At 68.6% G+C, this 22,599-nt stretch carries 22 protein-coding genes and 2 pseudogenes; 14 read left to right on the top strand and 10 right to left on the bottom strand.

The features are described from left to right. Positions 1–45: 45 nt before the first annotated feature. Positions 46–1,080, bottom strand: coding sequence for a DctP family TRAP transporter solute-binding subunit (locus F3K02_RS14475; RefSeq protein WP_177136314.1), 1,035 nt, complete (start codon positions 1,078–1,080; stop codon positions 46–48). 21 nt (positions 1,081–1,101) lie between these two features. On the opposite strand from F3K02_RS14475, the gene F3K02_RS14470 reads away from it, so the two are divergent. The 9 genes and pseudogenes from F3K02_RS14470 to F3K02_RS14430 all read left to right on the top strand — a co-directional run bounded on the left by F3K02_RS14470 (position 1,102) and on the right by F3K02_RS14430 (position 10,156). Beyond that, positions 1,102–3,072: a two-component system sensor histidine kinase NtrB gene (locus F3K02_RS14470; protein WP_177136313.1), complete on the top strand. Its 1,971-nt coding sequence runs from the start codon at positions 1,102–1,104 to the stop codon at positions 3,070–3,072. Continuing rightward, on the top strand, positions 3,069–3,704 hold the full coding sequence (locus tag F3K02_RS14465; protein WP_177136312.1) for a response regulator transcription factor: 636 nt from the start codon (positions 3,069–3,071) through the stop codon (positions 3,702–3,704). The genes F3K02_RS14470 and F3K02_RS14465 overlap by 4 nt, the downstream gene beginning before the upstream one ends. Positions 3,705–3,755: 51 nt before the next feature. Beyond that, a pseudogene (locus tag F3K02_RS14460) lies at positions 3,756–3,989 on the top strand (DUF1653 domain-containing protein); the annotation flags it as partial. A gap of 18 nt (positions 3,990–4,007) precedes the next feature. Continuing rightward, on the top strand, positions 4,008–4,238 hold the full coding sequence (locus F3K02_RS14455; protein WP_177136402.1) for an oxidoreductase-like domain-containing protein: 231 nt from the start codon (positions 4,008–4,010) through the stop codon (positions 4,236–4,238). 96 nt (positions 4,239–4,334) lie between these two features. Further along, entirely contained in the window at positions 4,335–5,720 is a 1,386-nt protein-coding gene (gene nosR, locus F3K02_RS14450) for a response regulator c-di-GMP phosphodiesterase, NosR family (RefSeq protein WP_177136311.1), read from the top strand. A gap of 35 nt (positions 5,721–5,755) precedes the next feature. Then, the gene (locus F3K02_RS14445; RefSeq protein WP_177136310.1) at positions 5,756–7,876 is read left to right on the top strand and encodes a PAS domain S-box protein; all 2,121 of its coding nucleotides are present in this window, start codon (positions 5,756–5,758) and stop codon (positions 7,874–7,876) included. Next, positions 7,860–8,732 carry a response regulator gene (locus F3K02_RS14440; RefSeq protein ID WP_246309483.1) on the top strand — a complete coding sequence of 291 codons (873 nt, stop codon included), beginning with the start codon at positions 7,860–7,862 and terminating at the stop codon, positions 8,730–8,732. Before F3K02_RS14445 ends, F3K02_RS14440 begins: the two co-directional genes overlap by 17 nt. Beyond that, on the top strand, positions 8,729–9,592 hold the full coding sequence (locus tag F3K02_RS14435; RefSeq protein WP_177136308.1) for an HDOD domain-containing protein: 864 nt from the start codon (positions 8,729–8,731) through the stop codon (positions 9,590–9,592). Before F3K02_RS14440 ends, F3K02_RS14435 begins: the two co-directional genes overlap by 4 nt. 21 nt (positions 9,593–9,613) lie before the next feature. After that, on the top strand, positions 9,614–10,156 hold the full coding sequence (locus F3K02_RS14430) for a response regulator (RefSeq protein ID WP_177136307.1): 543 nt from the start codon (positions 9,614–9,616) through the stop codon (positions 10,154–10,156). Between the two features lie 117 nt (positions 10,157–10,273). Here the strand turns inward: F3K02_RS14430 and F3K02_RS14425 are convergent, their stop codons facing one another. From F3K02_RS14425 to F3K02_RS14410, 4 genes are all read right to left on the bottom strand, one after another. Beyond that, positions 10,274–11,368 carry a PA0069 family radical SAM protein gene (locus F3K02_RS14425; RefSeq protein ID WP_177136306.1) on the bottom strand — a complete coding sequence of 365 codons (1,095 nt, stop codon included), beginning with the start codon at positions 11,366–11,368 and terminating at the stop codon, positions 10,274–10,276. Positions 11,369–11,442: 74 nt separating this feature from the next. Continuing rightward, positions 11,443–12,081: a response regulator gene (locus tag F3K02_RS14420; RefSeq protein WP_177136305.1), complete on the bottom strand. Its 639-nt coding sequence runs from the start codon at positions 12,079–12,081 to the stop codon at positions 11,443–11,445. Then, a complete protein-coding gene (locus tag F3K02_RS14415) occupies positions 12,078–13,184 on the bottom strand; it encodes a sensor histidine kinase (protein WP_177136304.1) in 1,107 nt (368 codons plus the stop codon). Before F3K02_RS14415 ends, F3K02_RS14420 begins: the two co-directional genes overlap by 4 nt. Positions 13,185–13,257: 73 nt before the next feature. Beyond that, a complete protein-coding gene (locus F3K02_RS14410; protein WP_177136303.1) occupies positions 13,258–14,334 on the bottom strand; it encodes a hypothetical protein in 1,077 nt (358 codons plus the stop codon). A gap of 356 nt (positions 14,335–14,690) precedes the next feature. On the opposite strand from F3K02_RS14410, the gene F3K02_RS14405 reads away from it, so the two are divergent. Beyond that, the gene (locus F3K02_RS14405; RefSeq protein ID WP_177136302.1) at positions 14,691–15,659 is read left to right on the top strand and encodes an ABC transporter ATP-binding protein; all 969 of its coding nucleotides are present in this window, start codon (positions 14,691–14,693) and stop codon (positions 15,657–15,659) included. Between the two features lie 88 nt (positions 15,660–15,747). Then, a complete protein-coding gene (locus tag F3K02_RS14400; RefSeq protein ID WP_370692111.1) occupies positions 15,748–16,515 on the top strand; it encodes an ABC transporter permease in 768 nt (255 codons plus the stop codon). A 10-nt stretch (positions 16,516–16,525) separates the two neighbouring features. On the opposite strand, the gene F3K02_RS14395 is transcribed toward F3K02_RS14400, so the two are convergent. Further along, positions 16,526–17,488, bottom strand: a complete 963-nt coding sequence (locus F3K02_RS14395) for a LysR family transcriptional regulator (protein ID WP_177136301.1) — start codon at positions 17,486–17,488, stop codon at positions 16,526–16,528. A gap of 100 nt (positions 17,489–17,588) precedes the next feature. Here F3K02_RS14395 and F3K02_RS14390 point away from each other — a divergent pair. Beyond that, a pseudogene (locus tag F3K02_RS14390) lies at positions 17,589–18,789 on the top strand (MFS transporter). Between the two features lie 10 nt (positions 18,790–18,799). Here the strand turns inward: F3K02_RS14390 and rsgA are convergent. After that, positions 18,800–19,849 (bottom strand): ribosome small subunit-dependent GTPase A, encoded by a 1,050-nt coding sequence (gene rsgA / locus F3K02_RS14385; protein WP_218179464.1) that lies wholly within the window; start codon positions 19,847–19,849, stop codon positions 18,800–18,802. 106 nt (positions 19,850–19,955) lie between these two features. Here rsgA and F3K02_RS14380 point away from each other — a divergent pair, with 106 nt between their 5' ends. Beyond that, a complete protein-coding gene (locus tag F3K02_RS14380; protein ID WP_177136299.1) occupies positions 19,956–20,234 on the top strand; it encodes a type II toxin-antitoxin system Phd/YefM family antitoxin in 279 nt (92 codons plus the stop codon). After that, positions 20,235–20,687, top strand: coding sequence for a type II toxin-antitoxin system VapC family toxin (locus F3K02_RS14375; protein ID WP_177136298.1), 453 nt, complete (start codon positions 20,235–20,237; stop codon positions 20,685–20,687). Between the two features lie 3 nt (positions 20,688–20,690). Here F3K02_RS14375 and F3K02_RS14370 read toward each other — a convergent pair whose 3' ends face one another. From F3K02_RS14370 to F3K02_RS14360, 3 genes are read right to left on the bottom strand one after another with little or no spacing between them, the layout of a single operon-like run. After that, positions 20,691–21,035 (bottom strand): single-stranded DNA-binding protein, encoded by a 345-nt coding sequence (locus F3K02_RS14370; RefSeq protein WP_177136297.1) that lies wholly within the window; start codon positions 21,033–21,035, stop codon positions 20,691–20,693. Further along, positions 21,032–21,511: a hypothetical protein gene (locus F3K02_RS14365; RefSeq protein ID WP_177136296.1), complete on the bottom strand. Its 480-nt coding sequence runs from the start codon at positions 21,509–21,511 to the stop codon at positions 21,032–21,034. The genes F3K02_RS14370 and F3K02_RS14365 overlap by 4 nt, the downstream gene beginning before the upstream one ends. A gap of 35 nt (positions 21,512–21,546) precedes the next feature. Continuing rightward, on the bottom strand, positions 21,547–22,560 hold the full coding sequence (locus tag F3K02_RS14360; RefSeq protein ID WP_177136295.1) for an NAD-dependent epimerase/dehydratase family protein: 1,014 nt from the start codon (positions 22,558–22,560) through the stop codon (positions 21,547–21,549). Between the last annotated feature and the right edge of the window lie 39 nt (positions 22,561–22,599).

The raw sequence follows: 22,599 nt of genomic DNA, 5'->3' as shown, positions 1-22,599 counted from the left end.
CGTTCAACAGTCGTAGTACTACGTACGCGACTTTGGGGTGGCCGCTCAGCCGGTGATCAGCGCGTTCTGCACATCGTCCAGCAGCCCCGGCCCCAGGCTGCGCCGCAGGCCGTCCCAGGCCGGCTGCACCGCGCGGCGCAGCACCGCGCGCTCGGCAGCGGCGGGCTGATGCAGCATCACCCCCGGCGTGCGCCGCAGCGTGGCCAGGGCCTGCTGGTCCAGCGCAGCGGCGAGCCGGTTGCCATGCGCCAGCGCGTCGGCCAGCGCGCTGTCGAGCAGTGCGCGGTCGGTCGGCGCGAGACTGGCCCAGAAACGCGGGTTGCTCACCACCGCGTAGCCCAGGTAGCCGTGCTGCGTCAGCGTCAGGTGCGGCTGCCACGGCGCCAGGCCCTGGGTCAGGAAGTTGGAGAGCGGGTTTTCCGCCGCGTCCACCACGCCGCTGGCCAGCGCGCGCTGCGTCTCGCCAAACGGCAGCACCACCGGGCGCGCACCGAGCGCGCGCATCTGCGCAGCCAGCACGCGCGACGCCTGCACCCGCACCCGCAGGCCCGAGAAATCGGCCGGCGTGCGCAGTGGCCGGGTGGCGCTCATCTGCTTGAAGCCGTTGTCCAGAAAACCCAGGCCCAGCATCTGTTGGCGGCCCAGGCGCTGCAGCAGTCCGCGCCCCACGGCGCCCTGCGTCACGCGCTGCACCTGTGCCAGATCGGCAAACAGGTAGGGCAGATCGAACACCTCGAACTCGGGCACGCCCGCGTTGCCGAACTTGGAGAGCGAAGGCGCCAGCATCTCCACAGCGCCCAGGCGCAGCGCCTCCATCTCGTCGTCGTCGCCCCAGAGCTGCGAGTCCGGAAACACCTCCACGCGGATGCGCCCGCCTGCGCGCTCGTGCACCAGCGCCTGAAAGCGCAGCGCCATCTGGCCCTTGGGCGTGTCCGGCGCCACCACGTGCGAGAAGCGCAGCAGCACCGCAGGCTTCGCGGCACGTGCCAGGCCGCTGGCCGCGCCCAGCAGCGCGCCCAGCGCGGTGCGCCGCAGCACGCGGGGCGAACGGGGCAAGGCGGTGATCCAGGCAGCGACCATGCTCGCTATGCTAACGAGGCCATGCCCACCGAACCCACCCTCGATTTCCACGCGCTCGACCTGGACACGCGCCAGGCCTCGGCCCTCACGCGCCGTGCCGTGGCCTGGCTGGGCGCGCTGCTGCTGCTGGTGGCCGCGTCGGCGGTGGCGATGGTGCTCTTCCTGCGCAGCGAGGAAGCGCGCGAACAAGACCGCCGCCGCACGGCCGACGCCGAGTGGCTGGACCAGACGCTGCGTTTCCACTTCCGCCGCCTTGAAGGCGACCTGAGCGTGCTGGCGCTGCAGGCCCGGCAGGCCAGCGGCCCGGTCAGTGCGCCGCCGCCCAGCGGCCCCTGGTGGCGGGACGCCGGTCTGGTGGCCGCGCACGGCTGGCTGCCGGCCGGCCAGGCCGACCCCGAACTGTGGCCAGCCTTCCTGCGCGAAGCCGCGGCCCGCGAACCCGGCAACGCCGCCGCACTGGCCACCATGCTCGACACCACCCGCGGCCTGCAACGCGCCGCCTACGCCGGGCCGCTCGCCGCGGCCGATGGCCCGGCGCAACAGCTCTGGCTGGCGGTGCCGCTGTTCGAACAGGGCCGCTTTGTCGGCGACTACGTGGCCGCCGTGCCGGTCGACCGGGTGCTGGCCGGGCTGATCCCGGCCTGGTTCCTGCAGGACCACCGGCTGGTGCTGGACGACGAAACCACCCCGCAGGCGCCGGTCGGGGGCGGCGCGCGCTTTCTCGCCCCCATCAACCTGCCCGGTGCACAGCTGGGGCTGTGGGTCGAGGCGCTGGGCAACCAGGCGCCGCTGGCGCCGCGCGCCTTCTTCGCGGTAGCGCTGGTCTGCCTGGCCGGCATGCTGCTGACACTGGTGGCGCTGTGGCGCGACATCCAGCGCCGCCAGCGCGCCGAGACGCGGCTGCAGACCCAGCTCGCGCTGCGCACCGCGATGGAACGCTCGGTGGCACTGGGCCTGCGCGCCTGGGACCAGGCCGGCCACCTGCTCTACGCCAACCCCGCTTTCGGCCGCCTGGTGGGCTGGACCCCGCAGGAACTCATCGCGCACAACGGCGCGCCACCCTACTGGCCCGCCGGCCAGGGCGACGAGTTCGAACAGATGCGCAGCCAGGCGGGCGACTCCGCGGCGCCGGCCGGCACCGAGCAGCAGCTGCAACACCGCGACGGCCACCGGCTCGACGTGCTGGTGCACAGCGCCCCGCTGGCGCTGGCCAGCGGCGAGGTGGTGGGCTGGGTCGGCTCGGCGCTGGACATCACCGAGCGCCGCCGTGTCGAGCGCCTGGCCGCGCGCCAGCAGGAGCTGCTCGAAGCCTCGGGCCGACTGGTGGCCATGGGCGAGGTGGCGTCCACCCTGGCGCACGAGCTCAACCAGCCGCTCGGCGCGCTCAGCAGCTTTGCCACCGGCCTGCTCAACCGTGTGCGCGAGCAGCGCATCACCTTCGAGGAGATCGTGCCGGTGGTCGAGCGCATGGAGCGCATGGCCGAAAAGGCCGGCCGCGTGATCCAGCGCGTCAACGCCTTCGCGCGCCGCCAGGACATGACCCGCCAGCCGCTCGCGTTGCGGCCCTTCGTGGCGCGCGTGGCCACGGGCGCGCCGCTGCCCGAGGGCGTGACACTCGATCTGCAGCTGCCGCCCGGCGACGGCCCCACCGTGCCGGCCGACGCGCTGCTGCTCGAAAACGCGCTGCACAACCTGGTGCTCAACGCCGGCGAGTGGGCGCCGCGCAGCGGGCGCACGCCGGCGCGCGTGCGGGTGGACCTGGTCAGCGGCGACGGCCAGATCGGCGTGCGCGTGGCCGACAGCGGCCCGGGCGTGCCCCCGGAGCAGCTGGGCACGATCTTCGACGCCTTCGCCAGCCACAAACCCGGCGGCATGGGCATGGGTCTGGCGATCTGCCGCTCCATCGTCGAGGCGCACCACGGACGCATCGAAGTCGAGCGCAGTGCCGAGCTGCAGGGCGCAGAATTCACGCTGTGGTTACCTCTGATATGAACCCCACCGTTCACCTGATCGACGACGACACGGACTTCCGTGAAGGCCTGGCCTGGCTGCTCGATTCGCGCGGCCTGCCCACGCGCAGCTGGACCGGGGGCGACGCTTTCCTGCAGGCGCTGCGCAGCGGCGAGGTGCCCAACGCCTGCAGTGTGGTGCTGCTCGACATCCGCATGGAACCGCTCTCGGGCCTGGCCACCTTCGAGCAGCTCAAGGCCCTGGCCTGGCCCTGGCCGGTGCTCTTTCTCACAGGCCATGGCGACGTGAGCATGGCGGTGGCGGCGGTGAAGAACGGCGCCTGGGACTTCCTGGAAAAACCGTTCCAGAACAACCTGCTGGTGGACAAGGTGGAGGCCGCGCGCCAGGCCGCCGTGACGCTGCACACCGAATCCCAGGACCGGCTGCAGCTCCAGCAGGCGCTGGCCGCGCTGAGCGCGCGCGAGCGCGAGGTGCTCACCGAGCTGCTGCAGGGCCACTACAACAAGAACATCGCCGACCACCTGGGCATCACCCAGCGCACGGTGGAATTCCACCGCGCCAACATCTTCGAGAAGCTCAAGGTGCAGTCGGCCGTGGAGCTGGCCCACCGCATGGGCCGGCTGGGCGGCAGCGGCAGCGGCAGCGGCGGCTGAGCCCCGCCCAGGTTTGGCACACTCGGGGCCCCGCCCCGTTTCCCCGCGCCCATGACCGCCTCCATCGACCACGACCTGCCCCCGCTGAACGCGACACCGCCCGGCCTGTACCGCCACTACAAGGGCGGCTGGTACGAGGTGATGGAGACGGTGCGCTGCAGCGAAACGCTGCAAGGCATGACGCTGTACCGCGCGCTGTATGGCGATTTCGGCCTCTGGGTCCGTCCGGCCGCGATGTTTGCCGAGCACGGCAGCTTCGACGGCAAGCCACAGCCCCGCTTCACGCCGCAGGACCCGGCACGCATGCCGCTCGGCGACCTGCCCGCGGCGCGCGCGCTCATCGCCCACCTGCGCGGCCGCGCGCTGCGCGAACAACACCGGGATCTCGACGCTGCCCTGCGCCCGCCACCGCCCGAGCCCACGGCCTGCTGCGGCCGCGGCTGCAACGGCTGCGTGTGGGAAGGGTTCTACGAAGCGCTGCACCACTGGCGGGTGGACGCGCTGGCGTGGCTCGGAGCGCTGCCGCAGGGCTGATCGGGGCGGTTCAAAGCCCGCACGCCGGGCAAGGGCATGCTCAAGTGTGCCGCGGGGGTGTCGAAACAACCTGAACACACCAGGATTCGAGACACCATGACCCCCACTGCGCTTCTGGAGCCACCGCCCGCCGAGGTTGTCGAAGGTCCATCCGGGGTTCCGACGGTGCTGACCGTCGATGACGAACCCTCCGTCCTCAACGCCCTGCGTCGCGTCTTCCGGTCGCAGGGCATCGCCACGCTGCAGGCGACCAGTGCCGCCGAGGGGCTGTCGCTGCTGAAAACCCACCGGGTGGACCTGGTGATCTCGGACATGCGCATGCCCGAAATGGACGGCGCGCGCTTTCTGGAACGGGTGAAGATCCACGACGAAAGCATCGTGCGCGTGCTGCTGACGGGCTATGCCGACATGTCGTCCACGATCGCCGCCATCAACCGGGGCGCCATTCACCGGTACATCGCCAAGCCCTGGGACGACCAGGACCTGGTGCTGGTGGTGCGCGAGGCCCTGAGCCGGCGCGACCTGGAAAAAAAGAACGCCGAGCTGACCGAGCTGACGAAGCGGCAGAACGAGCAGCTGCGGGACATCAACCAGACCCTGGAAACCCGGGTGGCCGCGCGAACAGCCGAACTCGAGCAGATCAACGGCATGCTCGACGCGGCCTACGCGGACCTGGACAACACTTTCGTGCTCGCGGTGAATGTGTTCTCCAGCCTGATGGAGATGCGCGGCGGCCACCCCGGACACTCGCGCCGGGTGGCCGAACTCGCGCGCGAGACCGCCAAGCGCCTGGGCCTGCCGGACCGCGATGTGCGCGACGTGCACCTGGCCGCGCTGGTGCACGACGTCGGCACCATCGGGTTTCCCGACACCATGCTGGGCAAGCCGGTGTCCACCTACACCGCGGAAGAACACCAGCGCTACCGGCGCCACACCATCGACGGCGAAACCGCCCTGATGGCCCTGTCGCAGCTGCAGGGCGTGGCCAGGATCGTGCGCCAGCACCACGAGCGGGTGGACGGAAAAGGGTTTCCCGATGGCCTGGCGGGCGCCGAGATCGTGCTGGGCGCGCGCATTGTGGCGGCGGCGAGCGACCTGGACGAGCTGGCCCATGGCCACATGGGCGAGATCAACCACTCGGCGGAGCGCGCGCACAGCATGCTCCGCGGTGGCATGGACACGCGCTACGACCCGGCGGTGGTCGAGACCCTGCTCCAGGTGGTGGTCGACATGGCCGCTGCCGCCAAGGACGACGTGCAGATCGATGTGCGCGACCTGCGCCCCGGCATGGTGCTGGCACGCGCCGTGTTGTCGGCCAAAGGCGCCATCCTGCTGGCAGCGGGCTACGTCTTTGACGAACGCGTGGTCAGGCAGGTGACGAATTTTTCGACCAAGGAAGGCGTGCACCTCACGCTGTGGGTGCAACGCGACTCCATCCCCGGGGGCACCCCGCTCATGGCACCGCCGAAGGTCCATGCCTGATGACGTGCCCTGACAAAAAAAAAACGAATGCCATCGTGGCCAGGGAGATCGTCCAGGCCGTGGCCGTGCCCGCGACCTTGCTGGGCAAAGGGCTGATCCTGACGGCCAACGACGCTTTCTGCCGACTGTGCTCGCGCAGTGCTTCAGCGCTTCAGGGCCTGTCGCTGCTGGATCTGGTGGACGCGACCACACGCCCCCGCCTGCAGGCCGCGGTGCTGGCTTGTACAGAGCACGGCGAGGCGCCGCCCGTGGTATCGGGCTCGATCATCACCCCGGATGGCGGCAAGCGCCCGGTGGAGATCCATACCCGGAGGATCTGTCTCGGCGATCTGACCAAGGTGGTCGTGACCTGTGTCGACCTCAGCGACGTCATGCACGTCCAGGGCAGTCTGCTGGGCATGACCAAGATGCTGTCGCAGATCATCGACGGCGCCCCGGTGCCCTCGCTGGTGATCGACCGGCACCACCGGGTGACCCACTGGAACACGGCCTGCGAACGCATGACGGGCATCAAGCGCAACGAGGTGGTCGGAACCCGGGACGGCTGGAAAGCGTTCTACCGGGAGCAGCGTCCCTTGCTCGCGGACATGATCGTCGACGGGGTCGCCGAGGCGACCATGCAGTCGTTCTACGGTGTGGCCATGGACCGTTCAGCCGCCATCGCCGGGGGCGTCGAGGTCGAGGCCTTTTTCCCGAGTTTCGGGACCTCTGGCAAATGGTTGTTCTTCACCGCGGCGCCCCTGTACGACGCCGATGGCCAGGTGATCGGCGCCATCGAAACCCTGCAGGACGTCACCGCGCGCCGGAACTCGGAAGAGGAACTGCTGCGGCACCGCAACGAGCTGGAAGAAATCGTCAAACAACGCTCGGCCGAGCTGGCGGTCACGGCGCGCGAGCTCAAACTGTTCGTCGCCCGCTCGCCGATCGGTGTGGCTTATACCTCGGGGGGCGTCATTCAGCGGGTCAATCCCGCGATGGCCGAGATGTTCGGCTACGCCGGACCCGACCTGATCGGCAGGCCGGCTCGGTCGGTCTACCTGTCGGACGGTGACCACGCGAGCTTTGGCCGCTACGCGGGCCCCCTGCTTTCACAGGGCGAGCCGATCCACAGCGAGATGTGGATGCGCCACGCGGATGGCCACCCGATCTGGGTGCAGATCGACGGCCACGTGGCGGACACGAAGGACACCGCCCGTGGCACCTGGTGGATGATGCAGGACCGTTCCGAGATCCGGGATGCCCAGCTGCAGCTGCAAGCGCGGATCACCGAACTCGATGCCATGAACCACCAGCTCGAAGAAGCGCAGAACCAGCTGCTGCAGCAGGACAAGATGGCGTCGATCGGGCAACTGGCCGCCGGTGTGGCCCACGAGATCAACAACCCGATCGGCTTCGTGAGCTCCAACCTCAACACCCTGCGCCAGTACGTGAACAGCCTCTTCAGCCTGGGCGAAGCCTGCGATGCGGCACTGGCGGCGCCAGCCGACGCCAGCCTGGCCAGCGCACTGGCACAGAAGCGGGAAGAGGTCGAGATCGATTTCCTGCGCGAGGACCTTCCCCTGCTGCTGGACGAATGCGCGGACGGCCTCGGGCGCGTCAAGAAGATCGTCCAAGACCTCAAGGACTTCTCGCGCGTGGACCATTCTGACTGGCAGGAGGCCGATCTGAACGTGGGCCTGGAGTCCACCCTCAACGTCGTGCGCCACGAGGTGAAATACAAGGCCGAGGTGATCAAACGCCTCGCGCCGCTCCCGCCGGTCATGTGCCTGGCGGCGCAGCTCAACCAGGTGTTCATGAACCTGATCGTCAACGCGGCGCACGCCATCGTCGACCAGGGCACGATCACCCTGTTGTCCGGCGTCGAGCAGGACTGGGTCTGGGTGCAGGTCGAAGACACCGGCTCCGGCATGAGCGCCGAAGTCCGGCGGCGGATCTTCGAACCCTTCTTCACCACCAAGGACGTGGGCAAGGGCACGGGCCTGGGCATGTCGCTGTCGTTTTCCATCATTCAGAAACACGGCGGCGCCATCCAGGTGCGCTCCGCCGTCGGGCAGGGCACCGCCATCCGCATCTGGCTGCCGGTGGCGGGACCACAGGCCCTGGCCAAAGACGCCAAGCCACCGGCGTGGGAGCATGAGCATGAACACACCGCCTGAGCTCACCACACGCCCCCATCCGCGCACGCTGCTGCTGGTGGACGACGAGGAGGCGATTCTTTCGTCGCTCAGGCGCCTGTTCCGCCGCGACGGTTACCACCTGTTCACCGCCACCAGCGGCGCCGAGGGGCTGGCGCTGCTGGCCCAGCAAACGGTGGACGTGATCCTCTCGGACCAGCGCATGCCCGGCATGACGGGCATCGACTTCATGCGCGAGGCCCGACGCCTCCATCCCCACACGGTGCGCATGACCTTGTCCGGCTACACCGATCTGGAATCGATCATCGAGGCGGTCAACGAGGGCGCCGTGTACAAGTTCCTCACCAAGCCCTGGGACGACGATCTCTTGCGGAGCCACGTGTCGCAGGCCTTTGAACAGAGCGAACTGGCGGCCGAGAACCGCCGCCTCGGCGAGGCGGTGCGCCAGGCCAACCGCGAACTGGCCACAGCCAACCAGCGACTCGAAAGCCTGGTGCGCCATGAGAGCGAACGCAGCCTGGCCATGCAGAACGCGGCCGGCGCCTCCCGGGATGCCCTGGATGGCTTGCCGATGGCGGTCTTCGGCATCGGCGACGACGGAATGCTGGCGTATGTCAATCGCCTGGCGGTGCGGCAGTGGCCCCAGTGGTCATCGGCCCTGGGCAGCGATCCCGCGCCGGCCATGCAGCAGATGCTGGCGGCGCTGGAGCAGCCATCGCTGCGGGCCGAGGCGGAAGGGCTGCGCACGGCCATCGAAGGTCAAAACGCCCGGGTCTGGCTCCGCCCGCTGAGCGGGCAGCAGCAACCCCTGGGTTACCTGATGCTCGTGCAGCTGTTGCAGGAAGCCGCGGCGGCCGGGCCGGAGAGCCTGACGTGAACCTGCTTGAAACCGCGGTGTCTGGCGAGCTCCTGAACCCCGCCGAATGGGCACGGTGCATCCGGGAACTGCCCTCGCTGCCGAGCGCCTTCATCGCGGCGGTCGAGGTGCTGAGCCAGGACCAGGCACCCGCATCGACCTGCATCGAGGCGATCGAGCGCGACCAGGCCCTGACCGTTCGGGTGCTGCGCCTGGCCAACTCCGCGTTCTACGGGGCGCCGGGCCAGGTCTCGCGCATCGGCGACGCCGTCCAGATGCTGGGACTGCGCACCGTCGCGAGCACGCTGGCGGCCATTTCCCTGCGGGCCACGCTGGGGTCGTTGCACTGCGACGGCTTCTGCTTTGACAGCTACTGGCGCCACAGCCTGTGCACCGCCCTTTCAGCGCGAGAACTGGCCAGGATCGCTGCGCTGGACACCGGTGAAGCCTTTCTGCTGGGCTTGCTGCACGACGTGGGCAAACTGATTCTGGCCATGACCAGCCCGGTGCTGGAGGCGCAGGCGCTGCAACTGAGCCACTCGGAAGCGCTGCCCATGCACGAAGCGGAACGCCGGGTGTTTGGCGTGTCCCACGCCGAGGTCGGCGCGGCGGTGGCCAGGCAATGGAATTTCCCGGCCAGCATCCCGGATGCGATTGCCGGTCACCACCGCCCCCTGGTCGTCCAGCCGCTGGAACGACTGACCGCCGGCCATCTGGTGCGCCTGGCCAACCACATGGCGCATGGCCTGGCGGCATCGCCCGGCGCCAGCGAGTCCTTTTTGACCGACCCGCTGTGGTCCGACCTGGGCATCAGCGAGCAACACCTGCGCGATCTGACCGAACGCGTCAGCGGCGAGCTGGACATCATGTCCTGTGCCTGAAACACCCGACCGGAGCCTCCCATGAGCCCAACACTTCAAGGCAGCATTCTTCTCGTCGATGACGAGGCCGCCATCGTCCGCGCCTTGCACCGCGCACTGCGCGCACCCCTGGGCAACGGGGTGAAGATCGTGACCTGCAACAGCGGTTCGGAGGCGCTCGCGGAACTGATCGCGCAACGCTTTGACGTCATCGTCAGCGATCTGCGCATGCCCAACATGGGCGGCATGGAACTCCTGGCCCTGGCGGCGGACATCCAGCCCGGGTGCGTGCGCATGATCCTGACCGGGACGGCCGATTTCACGACGGCGCAGGAAGCCGTGAACCAGTTCGGCCTGTACCGCTACCTCACCAAACCCTGGGAGACCGATGAGCTGGTGCGCCACATCACTTCGGCCATCGCCTTCAGTGTCGAGCAGCGCGCCCGCCAGGACCATGCCACACAGTGGGTCGCCAGCCAGGGCCAGGCCAGCCCCGAAGAGCTGGAACGGCGCAGGCTCGAAGCCATGGAGCCCGGCATCACCCAGGTGGAGTGGGATGCCGAGGGCTGCGTGATCATGCGGTAACGGAGCACCCCCCGCCGCGCTGCGCGCGACCCCCCTCAAGGGTGGCGGCACTGGCCGTCCGGCAAAGCCGGTCCGGCGGTGCCCTGGGTGGCTCGCGCCGACCGCACGGAAAACGGTTCAGAACAGATCGCCCTGGCCGCGCAGCGCCGATGGCCTGAAGAGGCTGGCGTCCAGCGGTTCACGTCCTCGGTTGAAGCCGAGCCGGTCGCAGGTCTTGACGAAGCGCTGGCGCAGCAGGTCGGCCCAGATGCCCTGGCCCTTCATGCGGGTGGCGAAGTCGGCGTCGTAGTCCTTGCCGCCGCGCATGTCCTGGATGCGCGCCATCACGCGCGCGGCGCGGTCCGGGTAGTGTTGCTCCAGCCACAGACGGAACATGTCGCTCAGCTCCCAGGGCAGGCGCAGCACCTGGTAGAAGGCGCGCCGGGCACCGGCCTCATAAGCCGCTTCGAGCACCCGCTCCATGTCGTCGTTGATGAACGGAATCTGCGGCGACACGCTCACGCCCGTGGGCACACCCGCCTCGGCCAGCGTGCGGATGGTGCGCAGCCGCCGGTGCGGCGCGGCGGCCCGCGGCTCCAGGATGCGAGCGAGCTGCGCGTCCAGCGTGGTGATGGTCACGTACACCGCGGCCAGGCGCTGCGCGCCCATGGGCGCGAGCAGGTCGATGTCGCGCTCCACGCCGCTGCCCTTGGTCACCATCGCCAGCGGGTGGTGCGCGGTGTGCAGCAGCTCCAGCACGGCGCGCGTCAGCCGCAGCTCACGCTCCACCGGCTGGTAGGCATCGGTCACGGTACCGATGGCCAGCAGGTCGGGCGCGTAGGCCGGGCGCAGCAGCTCGCTGCGCAACACGGCGGCGATGTTGCGCTTGGCGATGATCTTCGTTTCAAAATCCAGCCCCGGCGAGAGGTTGAGGTAGCTGTGCGTCGGCCGGGCGTAGCAGTAGAGGCAGCCGTGTTCGCAGCCGCGGTACGGGTTGAGCCCGAGGGTGAATCCGATGTCGGGCGAGTCGTTGTGGGTGATGGCGCTGCGCGCGTCTTCGAACGTGACCTGCGTGGCAGGCGCGGCGGCTTCTTCGCCCGCGGCCGTGGCTTCGGCCAGCGTGCCCCAGCCGTCGTCGAACGCGGCGCGCTGGTCGCGCTCGAAGCGGTGCGGCTGGCGGTGGGCCACACCACGGCCTTTGATGGCCTGCACGGGAATGTGGACGGTGGTCATGCTTCAATACTGTACAAAATAACAGTATAGATTCACGCCCCCGCCGGGCACAAGGCCGCTGGTCAGAAGAGGTCTTAGCCCGAGCCCACCAGGCCCACGCGCACCGCAAACCGCGTGAGCCCGGCGATGTCGTGGATGTCCAGGCGCTGCATCAGCTGGGTGCGGTGGATGTCGATGGTCTTGGGCGATACCTTCAGCTGCCGGGCGATGCCCTTGGAGGTCATGCCTTCGGCGATCAGGCGCAGCACGTCGGATTGCCGCGCGGTGAGGGCGTGCAGCGGGTCGGCCAGCCGGAGCGCGGGCAGCACCTGCTGGATCAGCAGCGAGGCGGCCGCCGGGCTCAGGTAGCTCTGCCCCACCCGCATGGCCTGCACCGCGAGCTTCAGCTCGGCCGGCGCCGCGTCCTTCACCATGTAGCCGTCGGCGCCCGCGCTGAGCGCGCCGCGGATGTGGTCCTCGTTCAGGTGCATGGACAACACGATCACGCGGGTGTCGGGCAGGGCCGCCTTGATCTGGGCGGTGGCCACGATGCCGTTCATCACCGGCATGGCGATGTCGAGGAACACCAGGTCGGGCCGGGTCTCGATCGCCAGCGCCACGGCCGCCGCGCCGTCGCCCGCTTCGCCCACGATGTCCATGCCGGGCAGATCGCCCAGCAGCGCCGTCAGCCCGGCGCGAAACAGGGTGTGATCGTCGGCCAGCAGCACCCTCACGGCGCCACCCCGTCGGTGTGGAACACCGCGTGCACCGTGGTGCCCTGCCCGGCCTCGGAGCGCAGCTCGCAGGTCCCGTCCGCCAGGCGTGCGCGCTCCTGCATGCCGGCCAGGCCGATGTGCCCGTCGCGCAAGGCGGCCACCCGTGCCTGTCCGGGTTCGAAGCCGACGCCATCGTCGGTCACGGTGAGCTGCAGCAGCCCGGGCGCCATGGTCACCCGGATGTGCACGGCCGAGCAGGCGCTGTGCTGCATCGCGTTGCTCAGCGCTTCCTGGGCGATGCGGAAGGCCGCCGTCTCCACCGCAGGCGGGTAGCGCAACTCCGCGCCCTCGGCCTGCAGCCGCACCACCAGCGCCGGCAGCCGGCCCAGCGAGGCCACCAGGCTGCGCAGCGCGGCCATGACGCCGAAGTCGTCCAGTTCCAGCGGGCGCAGGCCCAGACCGATCTGACGCACGCGCGAGCCGAGCTGGTCCGACATCTGCAGCACATTGGTGGCGATCCCGGCCATCGGTCCGTCGCCGGCCATCTCGGCCATGTGCGCCAGGTGCAGCCGCATCGCCGCAACCACCTGGCCAATGTCGTCGTGCAGCTCCTGCGCGATGCGCTGGCGTTCGGCTTCCTGCACCTGCAGCAGCCGCTGCGACAGCGCGCGCAGGGACATCTCGGCACCGTGGAGCCGGTGCTCGGTGCGGTGCAAGGCGGTGATGTCCTTGATGAGCACCAGGCAACCCGGGCGCGCACCACCACCGCCCTTCAAGGGGATGTAGGAGGTCAGCAGCACCTTGCGCACACCCTCCGTGGTCTCGATCTCCACCCGCTCGTCCAGCACCGCTTCGCCCGCCTTCAGGGCTCTCGTGGTGCCCCACTCGTCGTCGCCGATCGGGCGGCCGGTGTCGGCCCACCAGCCCAGGCAGCCGGGAAAGCGGCTCACATCGGCGTCGCGCACACCGTCCCAGATGGCGATCGCCGCGGGGTTGCGGTGCAGGGTGTGGCTCTGCACATCGCAGACCCAGATGCCTTCCGGCAAGTGGGCCAGCACCTGGGTGAACAGCGTTTGAGGCGGGGCATGGCGCGCTCGCGCAGGCAACGGGGACGTGATCATCGGGCGATGGTGTGGACCGGAGCCGGACGCCGTCTGTGCGCCAGCGCGCCAACAGACGGCGACGGGCAGCCGTTCAAATCTCGGACAGGCCGGCCAGCAAGCGCTTGGTGCGCTGGTAGAAACCCAGTTCGTTGATGGTGACGAGCGCCCGGTTGTCGACAAACATCTGCTCGATCAGGGTCTTCTGGGTGCGCGCCTGCGCGAAGCGGCCGCGCTTGGCCGCGACCAAGCCCAGCACCGCCCAGGGGTACGGGTCGTAGCGCCCATCGGCCCAGCCGGGGGAGTAGGTCTCCAGGAACTGGAAACCGCGGTCGAAGTACGGCGCCAGTTCGCTCACGCCAAAAGCCTGCGGGAACACCTGGCAGGTGGTGCCGGGGTAGAAGCTGGTCTCGGCCAGCGGGGTGTGGTCGCCCACCGCGAAGCCGCCGCGCGCGTTGTCAAAGCCGATCTTGAGAATGCCGTTGGTGATGCCGGTGGCAAACGAGTCGTAGTAGGTGGCTTCGCTCGGCTCACCGCGTTCGCGCAACATCGCAGCAAAATCGCGCAGGCCCCGGTAGACCTCGCAGTTGTCCATGAGGTAGCCGATGCTGTTGCTCTGGTTGCGTGGCGCCTGGAACACGCTGGTGTAGCCGTCGGGTTTGACCATCACCGCCAGGTTGCGGTAGGCGATGAATTTCAGCTTCGCCTTGTTCGCGTCCCACCAGACCCAGTTCTTGCTGGCACGCAGGTACTTCACCGCGAGGGTCAGCAGGGTGGCGGCGTACGAATCGTCCGAGTCGGAAGGCACCATGGCGTAGGCGCCGCTCGTGCTCAGGCCTGAGGTGAAATCCACATCCTCGATCGTTCCGTCGGCCCGCACCGTCTTGAGGTAGAGGTCGAGGTAGGAACGGATGTAGAGCTCGCGGTCGGCCGCATTCAGCAGTTGCACGACCGGCAGCAGGCCCAGGTTGGTGAAATACCAGTTGAGCCGACCGGCCGGTGCGATTTCATAGCCACCGGCCCACGGACCGCTCGGGATGCGCAAGGCCTTGACGGTGGCCACCACGTTGATGACCGGCGGTGCCAGCGCCGCATGGGCGGGAAGGGTGAATCCCGTGAAGGTGGTGGCGAGGGCCGCGGCAGAGCCCGCGAAAAACTGGCGTCGAAGCATGAGCGAACTCCTGGAGAGGAAGGTCGCGATGGGCCTGGGCCGCGCGCAAGACGGCGTGGCGGGCCATCGCAAGAGCTCCGGAGTGCCTGCTTTGGTGGGCTTCAAAGAGGACCCCGGGGGGTGCCTTTGAATCTATAGAGAGCACGCTTTTTTCCCCATACGAGGGCTTCCCTATGGGCCGGGGAAAGATGCCCTATCGGGGGACGGAAAATGCCCGCTCCGGGGAGGGCACGCTCAACCCCGGCGCTGCAAGGCCGCTCCCGTACCGGTATAAAGAGCGGTTACCAGAAAACTGCCGCCACCCCACAGAGGCTCAGACCCGTGCGGCAGCCCACCCCCTACCCCGCCAGCACACCATGACCCTACCCCCTGTCGCGGTCGCCATCACCGACGCCATCGTCAGCGTTCGCGGCGTCAGCAAGACCTACGCCGGCGGCTTCCAGGCGCTGAAAAACGTCCACCTCGACATCCGCCGCGGCGAAATCTTTGCCCTGCTCGGCCCCAACGGCGCCGGCAAGACCACACTCATCAGCGTCATCTGCGGCATGGTCAACGCCAGCGAAGGCACGGTCACGGCCGACGGGCACGACACCGTGCGCGACTACCGCGCCGCCCGCGCCGCCATCGGCCTGGTGCCGCAGGAACTGCACACCGATTCGTTCGAAACCGTGTGGGCCACCGTGAGCTTCAGCCGCGGCCTGTTTGGCAAGGCGCCCAACCCCGCCTACATCGAGAAGATCCTCAAAGACCTCTCGCTCTGGGACAAGAAAGACAGCAAGATCCTCGCGCTCTCGGGCGGCATGAAGCGCCGCGTGCTGATCGCCAAGGCGCTGTCGCACGAGCCCAAGATCCTGTTCCTGGACGAGCCCAGCGCGGGCGTGGACGTGGAGCTGCGGCACGACATGTGGCGCCTGGTGCGCGAGCTGCGTGAAGCGGGCACCACCATCATCCTCACCACGCACTACATCGAAGAAGCCGAAGACATGGCCGACCGCATCGGCGTGATCCGCAAGGGCGAACTCATCGTGGTGGAAGAAAAGGCCACGCTCATGCGCCAGCTCGGCCAGAAGCAGCTCGCGCTCACGCTGCAGCAGCCGCTGGCCACCGTGCCCGCCGCGCTGGCGCAGTGGCCGCTCACGCTGTCAACCGACGGGCTCACGCTCACCTACAGCTTCGACGCCCAGAAAGACGACACCGGCATCGCCGAGCTGCTCGCCGCGCTGGGCACCGAAGGCATCCACTTCAAGGACCTGCGCTCCAGCGAAAGCTCGCTCGAAGACATCTTCGTCAGCCTGGTCCACGAAAACAAAGAGGTGACCGCATGAACATGAGCGCAGCGCAGGGCCGCCCCAAGCAAGCTCGCACCCCCTCGGGGGGCAGCGCAGTACACGAAGTGACCAGCGTGGGGGCTCCATGAGTTTGAACATGCACGGCGTGCGCGCCATCTACCAGTTCGAAATGAACCGCGCCCTGCGCACCTGGATGCAGAGCATCATCGCGCCAGTGCTCAGCACCTCGCTGTACTTCATCGTCTTCGGCTCGGCCATCGGTTCGCGCATGGGCGACATCGGTGGCGTCAGCTACGGCGCCTACATCATCCCCGGCCTGCTCATGCTCTCGCTGCTGAGCGAAAGCATTTCCAACGCCGCCTTCGGCATCTACATGCCCAAGTGGTCCGGCACCATCTACGAGCTGCTGAGCGCGCCGGTGAACTGGGTCGAGGTGCTGCTCGGTTATGTGGGCGCGGCGGCCACCAAGAGCCTCACGCTCGGCCTGCTGATCCTGCTGACCGCGCGCCTGTTCGTGCCCTACGAAGTGGCGCACCCGGTGTGGATGGTGGGTTTCCTCATCCTCACCGCTATCACCTTCTGCCTGTTCGGTTTCATCATCGGCCTGTGGGCCGACAGCTTCCAGAAACTGCAGGTGATCCCGCTGCTCGTCATCACGCCGCTCACCTTCCTGGGCGGCGCGTTCTACAGCATCAACATGCTGCCGCCGCTGTGGCAGACCGTGTCGCTGTTCAACCCGGTGGTCTACCTCATCAGCGGCCTGCGCTGGGCCTTCTACGGCGCGGCCGACGTGCACATCGCGGTGAGCACCGGCATGACGCTGGCCTTCATGCTGGCCTGCCTGACCGTGGTGTGGTGGGTGTTCAAGACCGGGCACCGCATCCGGCGCTGAGCGCTATCAGTCAGCCTTGAATGGCCGGCGCGACGGCGTTGCGCATCAAGGCCACGAAGCGCAGCAGGCGCGACGGGTAGAAACGTGCGTGCGGGTAGGCGATGTAGACCGGCAGCGGCGCGGCATGCCAGTCCGGCGCCACATGCACCAGCCGCCCCTGGGCGATGTCGTCGGCCAGCATCCAGGCCGAACCAACGCAGACCCCCAGCCCCAGCAAGGCGGCACTGCGCAGGGCGAACAGGTTGTCGGTGCTCATCACCGGCCGCAGCGCGATGCGCTCGTTCTGGCCGGTGACCCGGTGGGTGAGTGCGATTTCGTTGCGGTAGTAGGTGCGCAGGGACAGCCAGGGCAGAGCAGCCAGATCGCCGGGGGCCTTTGGCACCGACGCGCCGGCCAGCACCGACGGCGCGGCCACCGCGATGCGGGGCACCTCCGAGAGCTTGATCGCCACCACGGACGGGTCGGTCGGCGCACCCACCTGGATCGCACAATCCACGCCTTCGGCGATGAAGTCGCGCACCTCGTCCTGCAGCAGCCACTCGACCGAGACACGGGGGCACTCGCGCAGAAACCGGGCCAGCGGTTCCACGAACTGCTCCTGGCCGAAGGCGTGCGGCACGCGCACCCGCAACAACCCTTCAGGCTCTTCCTGCGCACCGCGCAGGTCGGCCTCGAAGGCGGCCCAGCTGGCCAGCAGCTCCTTGGCGCGCTCGAAACACCGCTCACCGTCCACGGTCAGGCGCATCGCATGCGTCGAGCGCTGCAACAGCCGCACCCCCAGTGATTGCTCCAGGGCCTGCAGGCGGCGGCTGACCGTGGGCTGGGTGGACTGCATCTGGGCCGCCGCGGCCGACAGGGAGCCGGCCTCGACGATGCGCACGAACGTCGCCATCAGCTGCAGGCGGTCACCCGCGCCCACCTGCGGTGCTGGCGTTGCGGTGATCGCGCGCGAGGTTGTGGGTCTTCTGGTCATGCATTAATCGTATGACAGATTTTCAACCTTTGCACCTTCACACCGTGCATCAAAGCCTTGAAACTCGATCCACACCAACACGAGACACCACCCATTGACCATGACATGCATACACAAATCGAATGGAAACTTCGCCGCTGCCCCACTGGAAGAAGCGGGCGCCCGCGCCGCGCACCTACCAACACCCCTGGTGCTGCTGCTGGCCAGCGGCGCCGGTCTGGCGGTAGCTTCGATCTACTACAGCCAGCCCATGCTGGGCGAACTGGCCGCGGACATGGGCGCCTCGACCAGCACCGTGGGCCTGGTGCCCACGCTCACACAGCTGGGCTACGCGCTGGGCATCCTGCTGCTGGCGCCGCTGGGTGACCGCTACGACCGGCGCCGCATCATCCTGCTCAAGGCCGCCGCCCTGGTGGCGGCCCTGCTCGCCGCGGCTGCCGCCCCCTCCATGGCGGTGCTGCTGGCGGCCAGCCTGGTGATCGGGCTGGTGGCCACCCTGGCCCAGGACATCGTGCCCGCCGCCGCCACGCTCGCGCCCGACGCGCACCGCGGCAAGGTGGTGGGCACGGTCATGACGGGGCTGCTGCTGGGCATCCTGCTCTCGCGCGTGGTCAGCGGCTTCGTCGCCGAACAGTTCGGCTGGCGCACGATGTTCGTGCTGGCCGCCGCGAGCATCGCCGTCATCGGCGTCGCCGTCTGGCGGGCGCTGCCGCGTTTCCAACCCACCACCCAGTTGCCCTACGGCGCCCTGCTCGGCTCGCTCTGGCAGCTCTGGATGCGCCACGCGCCGCTGCGCCGGGCGGCGCTGGCGCAGGGCCTGCTCTCGGTGGGGTTCAGCGCCTTCTGGTCCACGCTGGCCGTCATGCTGCACGACGCGCCGTTCCACCTGGGCAGCGCCGCTGGCGGCGCCCGTGGCCGGCCGCTTGTCCGATCGCCACGGACCGGAACGCGTCACCCGCCTGGGCGCGGGCCTGGTGGTGGTGGCGTTCGCGGCCATGGCGCTGGGGCCGCTCCTGACACCGCACGCGCAGTTGCTGCTGCTGGCGGTGGGCGCCATCAGCTTTGATCTCGGCGCGCAGGCCACGCTGATCGCCCACCAGACCATCGTCTACGGCATCGACCCCGCCGCCCGCAGCCGCCTGAACGCCGTGCTCTTCGTCGGCATGTTCATCGGCATGGCCAGCGGCGCAGCACTGGGCAGCCTGCTGCTCGCCCACGGTGGCTGGATCGCGGTCGTGCTGCTGGCCACGACCAGCGCCCTGGCGGCACTCGCCGTCCGCCTGTGGCCGCAACGGCGCTGAGCGGTGGCGGCTAATCCCGGTCCCGCCCGCCCTTCTGCTTCTTGTAGTTGTGTAGGAAGCGGCCGAACGCGCGGTCCTTGTTGCGCCGCTCGGTGAGCGACAGCTCGTGAAACTCGGACTCCTTGCGCAGCTTCAGGTAGTTGCGCAGGTGTGCTTCGCTGACCTCGTTCCGTTCGATCGCGGCACGCACCGCACAGCCCGGTTCGCTGCCATGCGTGCAATCGGGAAAACGGCACTGGCGCGCCAGCGCGGCGATGTCGGCGAAGCTGTCTTCGATGCCTTCGCCCGCACCGAGCAGGCCCAGCTCGCGCATGCCGGGCATGTCGATCAACAGCGCGCCGTGCGCCAGCACGATCAGGTGCCGCCGCGTGGTGGTGTGGCGGCCCTCGCCGGTGTGGCTGACCTCGCGGGTTTCCAGATCGCCGTCGCCCAGCAGGTGGTTGATCAGCGTCGTCTTGCCCACGCCCGATGAGCCCAGCAGGCAGTAAGTCTTGCCCGGTGTCATGAGCTCGCGCACCTGCTCCACGCCCGAGCCGGTCACGTTGCTGACGCAGACGATCCGGGCCTCCACGCCCACCCGCCGTATCTGCCCGATCAGCTGCTCCAGCACCTCCGGGCTGATCAGGTCCGTCTTGGTCAGCAGCACCACGGGCTCGATATGCCCGTCGTGCGCCATCACCAGGTAACGCTCCAGCCGGGCGATGTTGAAATCGAAATGGCACGACATCACGATGAACGCCGCATCGATGTGGGCGGCGATCATCTGGAATTCAACGTCGCGGCCCGCGGCCTTGCGCCGCAGGAACGAGCGCCGCGGCAGCACCGTGTGGATGCTCGCCTGGGTGCCGCCATCGCGGTAACGCACGCCCACCCAGTCGCCCACGCAAGGCAGATCGGCCGAGCTTTCGGCCAGGTGCAGCAGCTTGCCCGTCAACTCGGCGGGCACCTCGCCCGCTTCGTTGCGCACCAGGTAACGGCCCCGGTCCACCGCCGTCACCCGGGCGGCCGACAGGTCTTGCGCCGACAGTTCGCTGATGCTGGGTGCGAGCCAGGCATCCATACCCAATTCACTGAGGTTCATATACAAAGTGTCGCCGAAACCGGGTTCGCATCGATTGCGCCAAATCAATAAATTATGTACAGTCTGTACAGAATAAAGGAATCCCATGAGCACGCAAACGCTATACGGCCTGGAACAGGCGCGGACCCAGTTGCCCCACATCGTGTCGGAAGCCCATGCGGGCGAGTACAGCGTCATCACCAAGCACGGCAAACCCTATGCGGCAGTCGTGCCGGTGCAAGACCTGGAAAAACTCAAAGCCACCCGCAAACCGCAGCCTGGCCTGCTCGCGCTGCGAGGTACCGGCAAAGGCCTGTGGGGAAAGAGCGCAGGCAAAACCATCGCCAACCTGCGAGACGAGTGGAACGACAGGGACGGCGCCTGAATGCCGCGCAAAAAGACCACGGCCATCGCCACCACCTGGGGCGGCTTGCCCGCAGGCAGCAGGGTGTTTGTAGACACCTCGCCATTCATCTATGTGCTGGAGTCGCACCTGCAGTTTGCCGAACTGTTTGTCGGCCTGTTTGAAGCCGCCGAAAACGGAACGCTCAGCATCGTGCTGTCCACCGTCACGCTGGCCGAGGTGCTGACCGGCCCGCACAAGGCCGGCCAGACCGCGCTGGCCAAGCGCTATGAGAAGGCCTTGTGTCAATTCGAGGTGGTGCCCGTGTCGGTACCCATCGCGGCGCTGGCCGCGCAACTGCGTGCGCAACACCGGCTGAAGCTGCCCGACGCCCTGCAACTCGCCACCGCGCTGGAAGCCGGCGCCAGTGCTTTCGTCACACACGACCGCGATTTTTCGGGCGTCACCGCCCTGCCCGTGTTGACCGGCAGCTGACCCTCACCCCGCCTCGCCGTCCGCCCCGCCCAGCGCCGCCTGCTTGCGACTTACGTGGTAGGCCGTCATCACCTGCGCGGCGATCAGGTCCAGGCTCGGGCGGGCGATGCCCTGCTTGTCGGTCCACACCTTGGGCGTGAGCGCGCCGGATAGCGTGAGCGCCTCGCCATCGGCCAGCGCCAGCAGCGCGGCGCAGGGCGCTTCGTCGAACGCGATCACGTTGACGATGAACTCCTCGTCCATCTTGTTGCGCGCCAGCACGCGCGCCACGATGTAGGTGCGGCCCGCCTTGTCCACGCGGCGGGAGGCGTCGCCCATCAGGCGGCCGGCAATGAGTCCATCGATCATGAGCGCGGCTTTTCGAAACCCGAGACCACCCAGGCCTCGGCGCTGGCCGTGTTGAGCCTGAAGTTCGGTGGCGCGGACACCAGGGCCAGCTCTTCGTCGAATTCATTCAGCGCGCGCAGGGTGGCGGTGGCGCCCTCTTCGTCGGGCACGATGGCCAGCTCCACGCGGATGCGCTGGCCGCCCACCGTGATGCTCACGTTCTTGTTCAGCTCGGCAAAGCGCTGTTGCTCGGAGCGGCGGATCACCTCTTTGGCCGTCTTCACCAGCGTGTTGAACGCACTGGTGTCCAGCGGCTTGGGGTCCTTCTTGTTGCGGCCCATGGTCCAGGGGCCGACCAGCGCCGGCTCGACCTGGCCGTCCAGGAACATGGCCACCGCCCAGCCATCGTCGTCTTCGTTCTTGATCACGCGCGCGGTCCAGTGCTCGTCGCTCCATACGCGGTCTTCGTGGATCGGGTCTTGGGTGTCTTGGGTCATGGGGAGATGGTACGCGGTGAGCGGGCCCGCTCCGTTCAGGCGTGCGCCCCTTGCACCGGCATGGGCACGCCATCCGGCGGCAGGCAGCCGAGGCCCACCAGCGTGGCCTCCACCGCTTCGTCCAGCGGGGTGTGCGGTTCGTGGCCCAGTTGCTGCAGCAGCCGGCGGTTGTCCAGACGCACCGGCTGCTGCCACAGGTAGCGCATGCCCAGCAGTTCGCGAAAGGTGGTCACGAAGGGTGAGGCCAGTCGCACCAGCCACCATGGAAACGGCTGGATGGCCGGCACCGCGCCGCCGCCCCGGCGCACCACGGCGCGCTGCACGGCTTCGGCGAGGGCGGTGCCGGTGGCGTCCCAGTGGCCCGCCATGTGGAAGCTGGCGAAGGCAGGCAGGGTGTCTCGGCGGTCCAGCAGCTCGGCCATGGTGCGGGCCACGTCGGGCAGGTAGGCGAACTGGTGGCCCACGCCGGCAGCGGACGGGGTGTTCACGGTGCGCACCGCACGCCCGGGCTTGACCATGCCCTGGCTGAACCAGTTGTTGCCCGCGCGGGGGCCGAAGAAATCGCCCGCGCGCACCACGATGGCTTTCATGCGGCCCGCCTGTGCGGCGCTGGCCAGGCGCTGCTCCAGTTCCACGCGAATGCGGCCCTTGGGGGTGTGGGCGTTCTGCGGCGCGTCTTCGGCAATCAGCGGGAACGCGTCGGGTCCGTAGTTGTAGACCGTGCCCGGCAGCACCACCGTGGCGCCCTGCGCCTGCGCGGCCGCAATGGTGTTGTCGATCATGGGCAGCACCCACTCGGCCCAGCGGCGGTAGCCGGGCGGGTTGACCGCGTGCACGATGACCGAACAGCCCTGCGCGGCGGCCATCACGTCGGCCGCCTGCAGCGCGTCACCCTCCACCCATTCGATGCCACCCTGCTCGCGGCGCGCCACCCCCAGCCCGCGCTTCATGGCGCGAACCCGCCAGCCCCGCGCCAGCAGCAGGCGAGCCATTTCCCCGCCAATGCCGCCGCTGGCACCGAGCACCAAGACCGTTGATGAATCCGACATGAAAAACTCCTGAAAAAGTGGTGATGGGGTTATCGTCGG

It is taken from the genome of Hydrogenophaga aromaticivorans (assembly GCF_013387465.1).
In the GTDB taxonomy this organism is placed as follows: Bacteria; Pseudomonadota; Gammaproteobacteria; order Burkholderiales; family Burkholderiaceae_C; genus Hydrogenophaga; species Hydrogenophaga aromaticivorans.
The sequence above is the reverse complement of the archived record's forward strand: the minus strand, read 5'-3'. Positions and strand labels throughout refer to the sequence as shown.

What these genes read in the sequence shown, in the direction of transcription:
- F3K02_RS14380 (WP_177136299.1), top strand. Translation starts at nt 19,956, where the DNA reads ATGAGCACGCAAACGCTATACGGCCTGGAACAGGCGCGGACCCAGTTG.
- F3K02_RS14470 (WP_177136313.1), top strand. Translation starts at nt 1,102, where the DNA reads ATGCCCACCGAACCCACCCTCGATTTCCACGCGCTCGACCTGGACACG.
- F3K02_RS14455 (WP_177136402.1), top strand. Translation starts at nt 4,008, where the DNA reads ATGCCGCTCGGCGACCTGCCCGCGGCGCGCGCGCTCATCGCCCACCTG.
- F3K02_RS14465 (WP_177136312.1), top strand. Translation starts at nt 3,069, where the DNA reads ATGAACCCCACCGTTCACCTGATCGACGACGACACGGACTTCCGTGAA.
- nosR (WP_177136311.1), top strand. Translation starts at nt 4,335, where the DNA reads ATGACCCCCACTGCGCTTCTGGAGCCACCGCCCGCCGAGGTTGTCGAA.
- F3K02_RS14405 (WP_177136302.1), top strand. Translation starts at nt 14,691, where the DNA reads ATGACCCTACCCCCTGTCGCGGTCGCCATCACCGACGCCATCGTCAGC.
- F3K02_RS14365 (WP_177136296.1), bottom strand. Translation starts at nt 21,511, where the DNA reads ATGACCCAAGACACCCAAGACCCGATCCACGAAGACCGCGTATGGAGC.
- F3K02_RS14370 (WP_177136297.1), bottom strand. Translation starts at nt 21,035, where the DNA reads ATGATCGATGGACTCATTGCCGGCCGCCTGATGGGCGACGCCTCCCGC.
- F3K02_RS14430 (WP_177136307.1), top strand. Translation starts at nt 9,614, where the DNA reads ATGAGCCCAACACTTCAAGGCAGCATTCTTCTCGTCGATGACGAGGCC.
- rsgA (WP_218179464.1), bottom strand. Translation starts at nt 19,849, where the DNA reads ATGGATGCCTGGCTCGCACCCAGCATCAGCGAACTGTCGGCGCAAGAC.
- F3K02_RS14425 (WP_177136306.1), bottom strand. Translation starts at nt 11,368, where the DNA reads ATGACCACCGTCCACATTCCCGTGCAGGCCATCAAAGGCCGTGGTGTG.
- F3K02_RS14360 (WP_177136295.1), bottom strand. Translation starts at nt 22,560, where the DNA reads ATGTCGGATTCATCAACGGTCTTGGTGCTCGGTGCCAGCGGCGGCATT.
- F3K02_RS14400 (WP_370692111.1), top strand. Translation starts at nt 15,748, where the DNA reads ATGAGTTTGAACATGCACGGCGTGCGCGCCATCTACCAGTTCGAAATG.
- F3K02_RS14415 (WP_177136304.1), bottom strand. Translation starts at nt 13,184, where the DNA reads ATGATCACGTCCCCGTTGCCTGCGCGAGCGCGCCATGCCCCGCCTCAA.
- F3K02_RS14440 (WP_246309483.1), top strand. Translation starts at nt 7,860, where the DNA reads ATGAACACACCGCCTGAGCTCACCACACGCCCCCATCCGCGCACGCTG.
- F3K02_RS14410 (WP_177136303.1), bottom strand. Translation starts at nt 14,334, where the DNA reads ATGCTTCGACGCCAGTTTTTCGCGGGCTCTGCCGCGGCCCTCGCCACC.
- F3K02_RS14395 (WP_177136301.1), bottom strand. Translation starts at nt 17,488, where the DNA reads ATGACCAGAAGACCCACAACCTCGCGCGCGATCACCGCAACGCCAGCA.
- F3K02_RS14375 (WP_177136298.1), top strand. Translation starts at nt 20,235, where the DNA reads ATGCCGCGCAAAAAGACCACGGCCATCGCCACCACCTGGGGCGGCTTG.
- F3K02_RS14475 (WP_177136314.1), bottom strand. Translation starts at nt 1,080, where the DNA reads ATGGTCGCTGCCTGGATCACCGCCTTGCCCCGTTCGCCCCGCGTGCTG.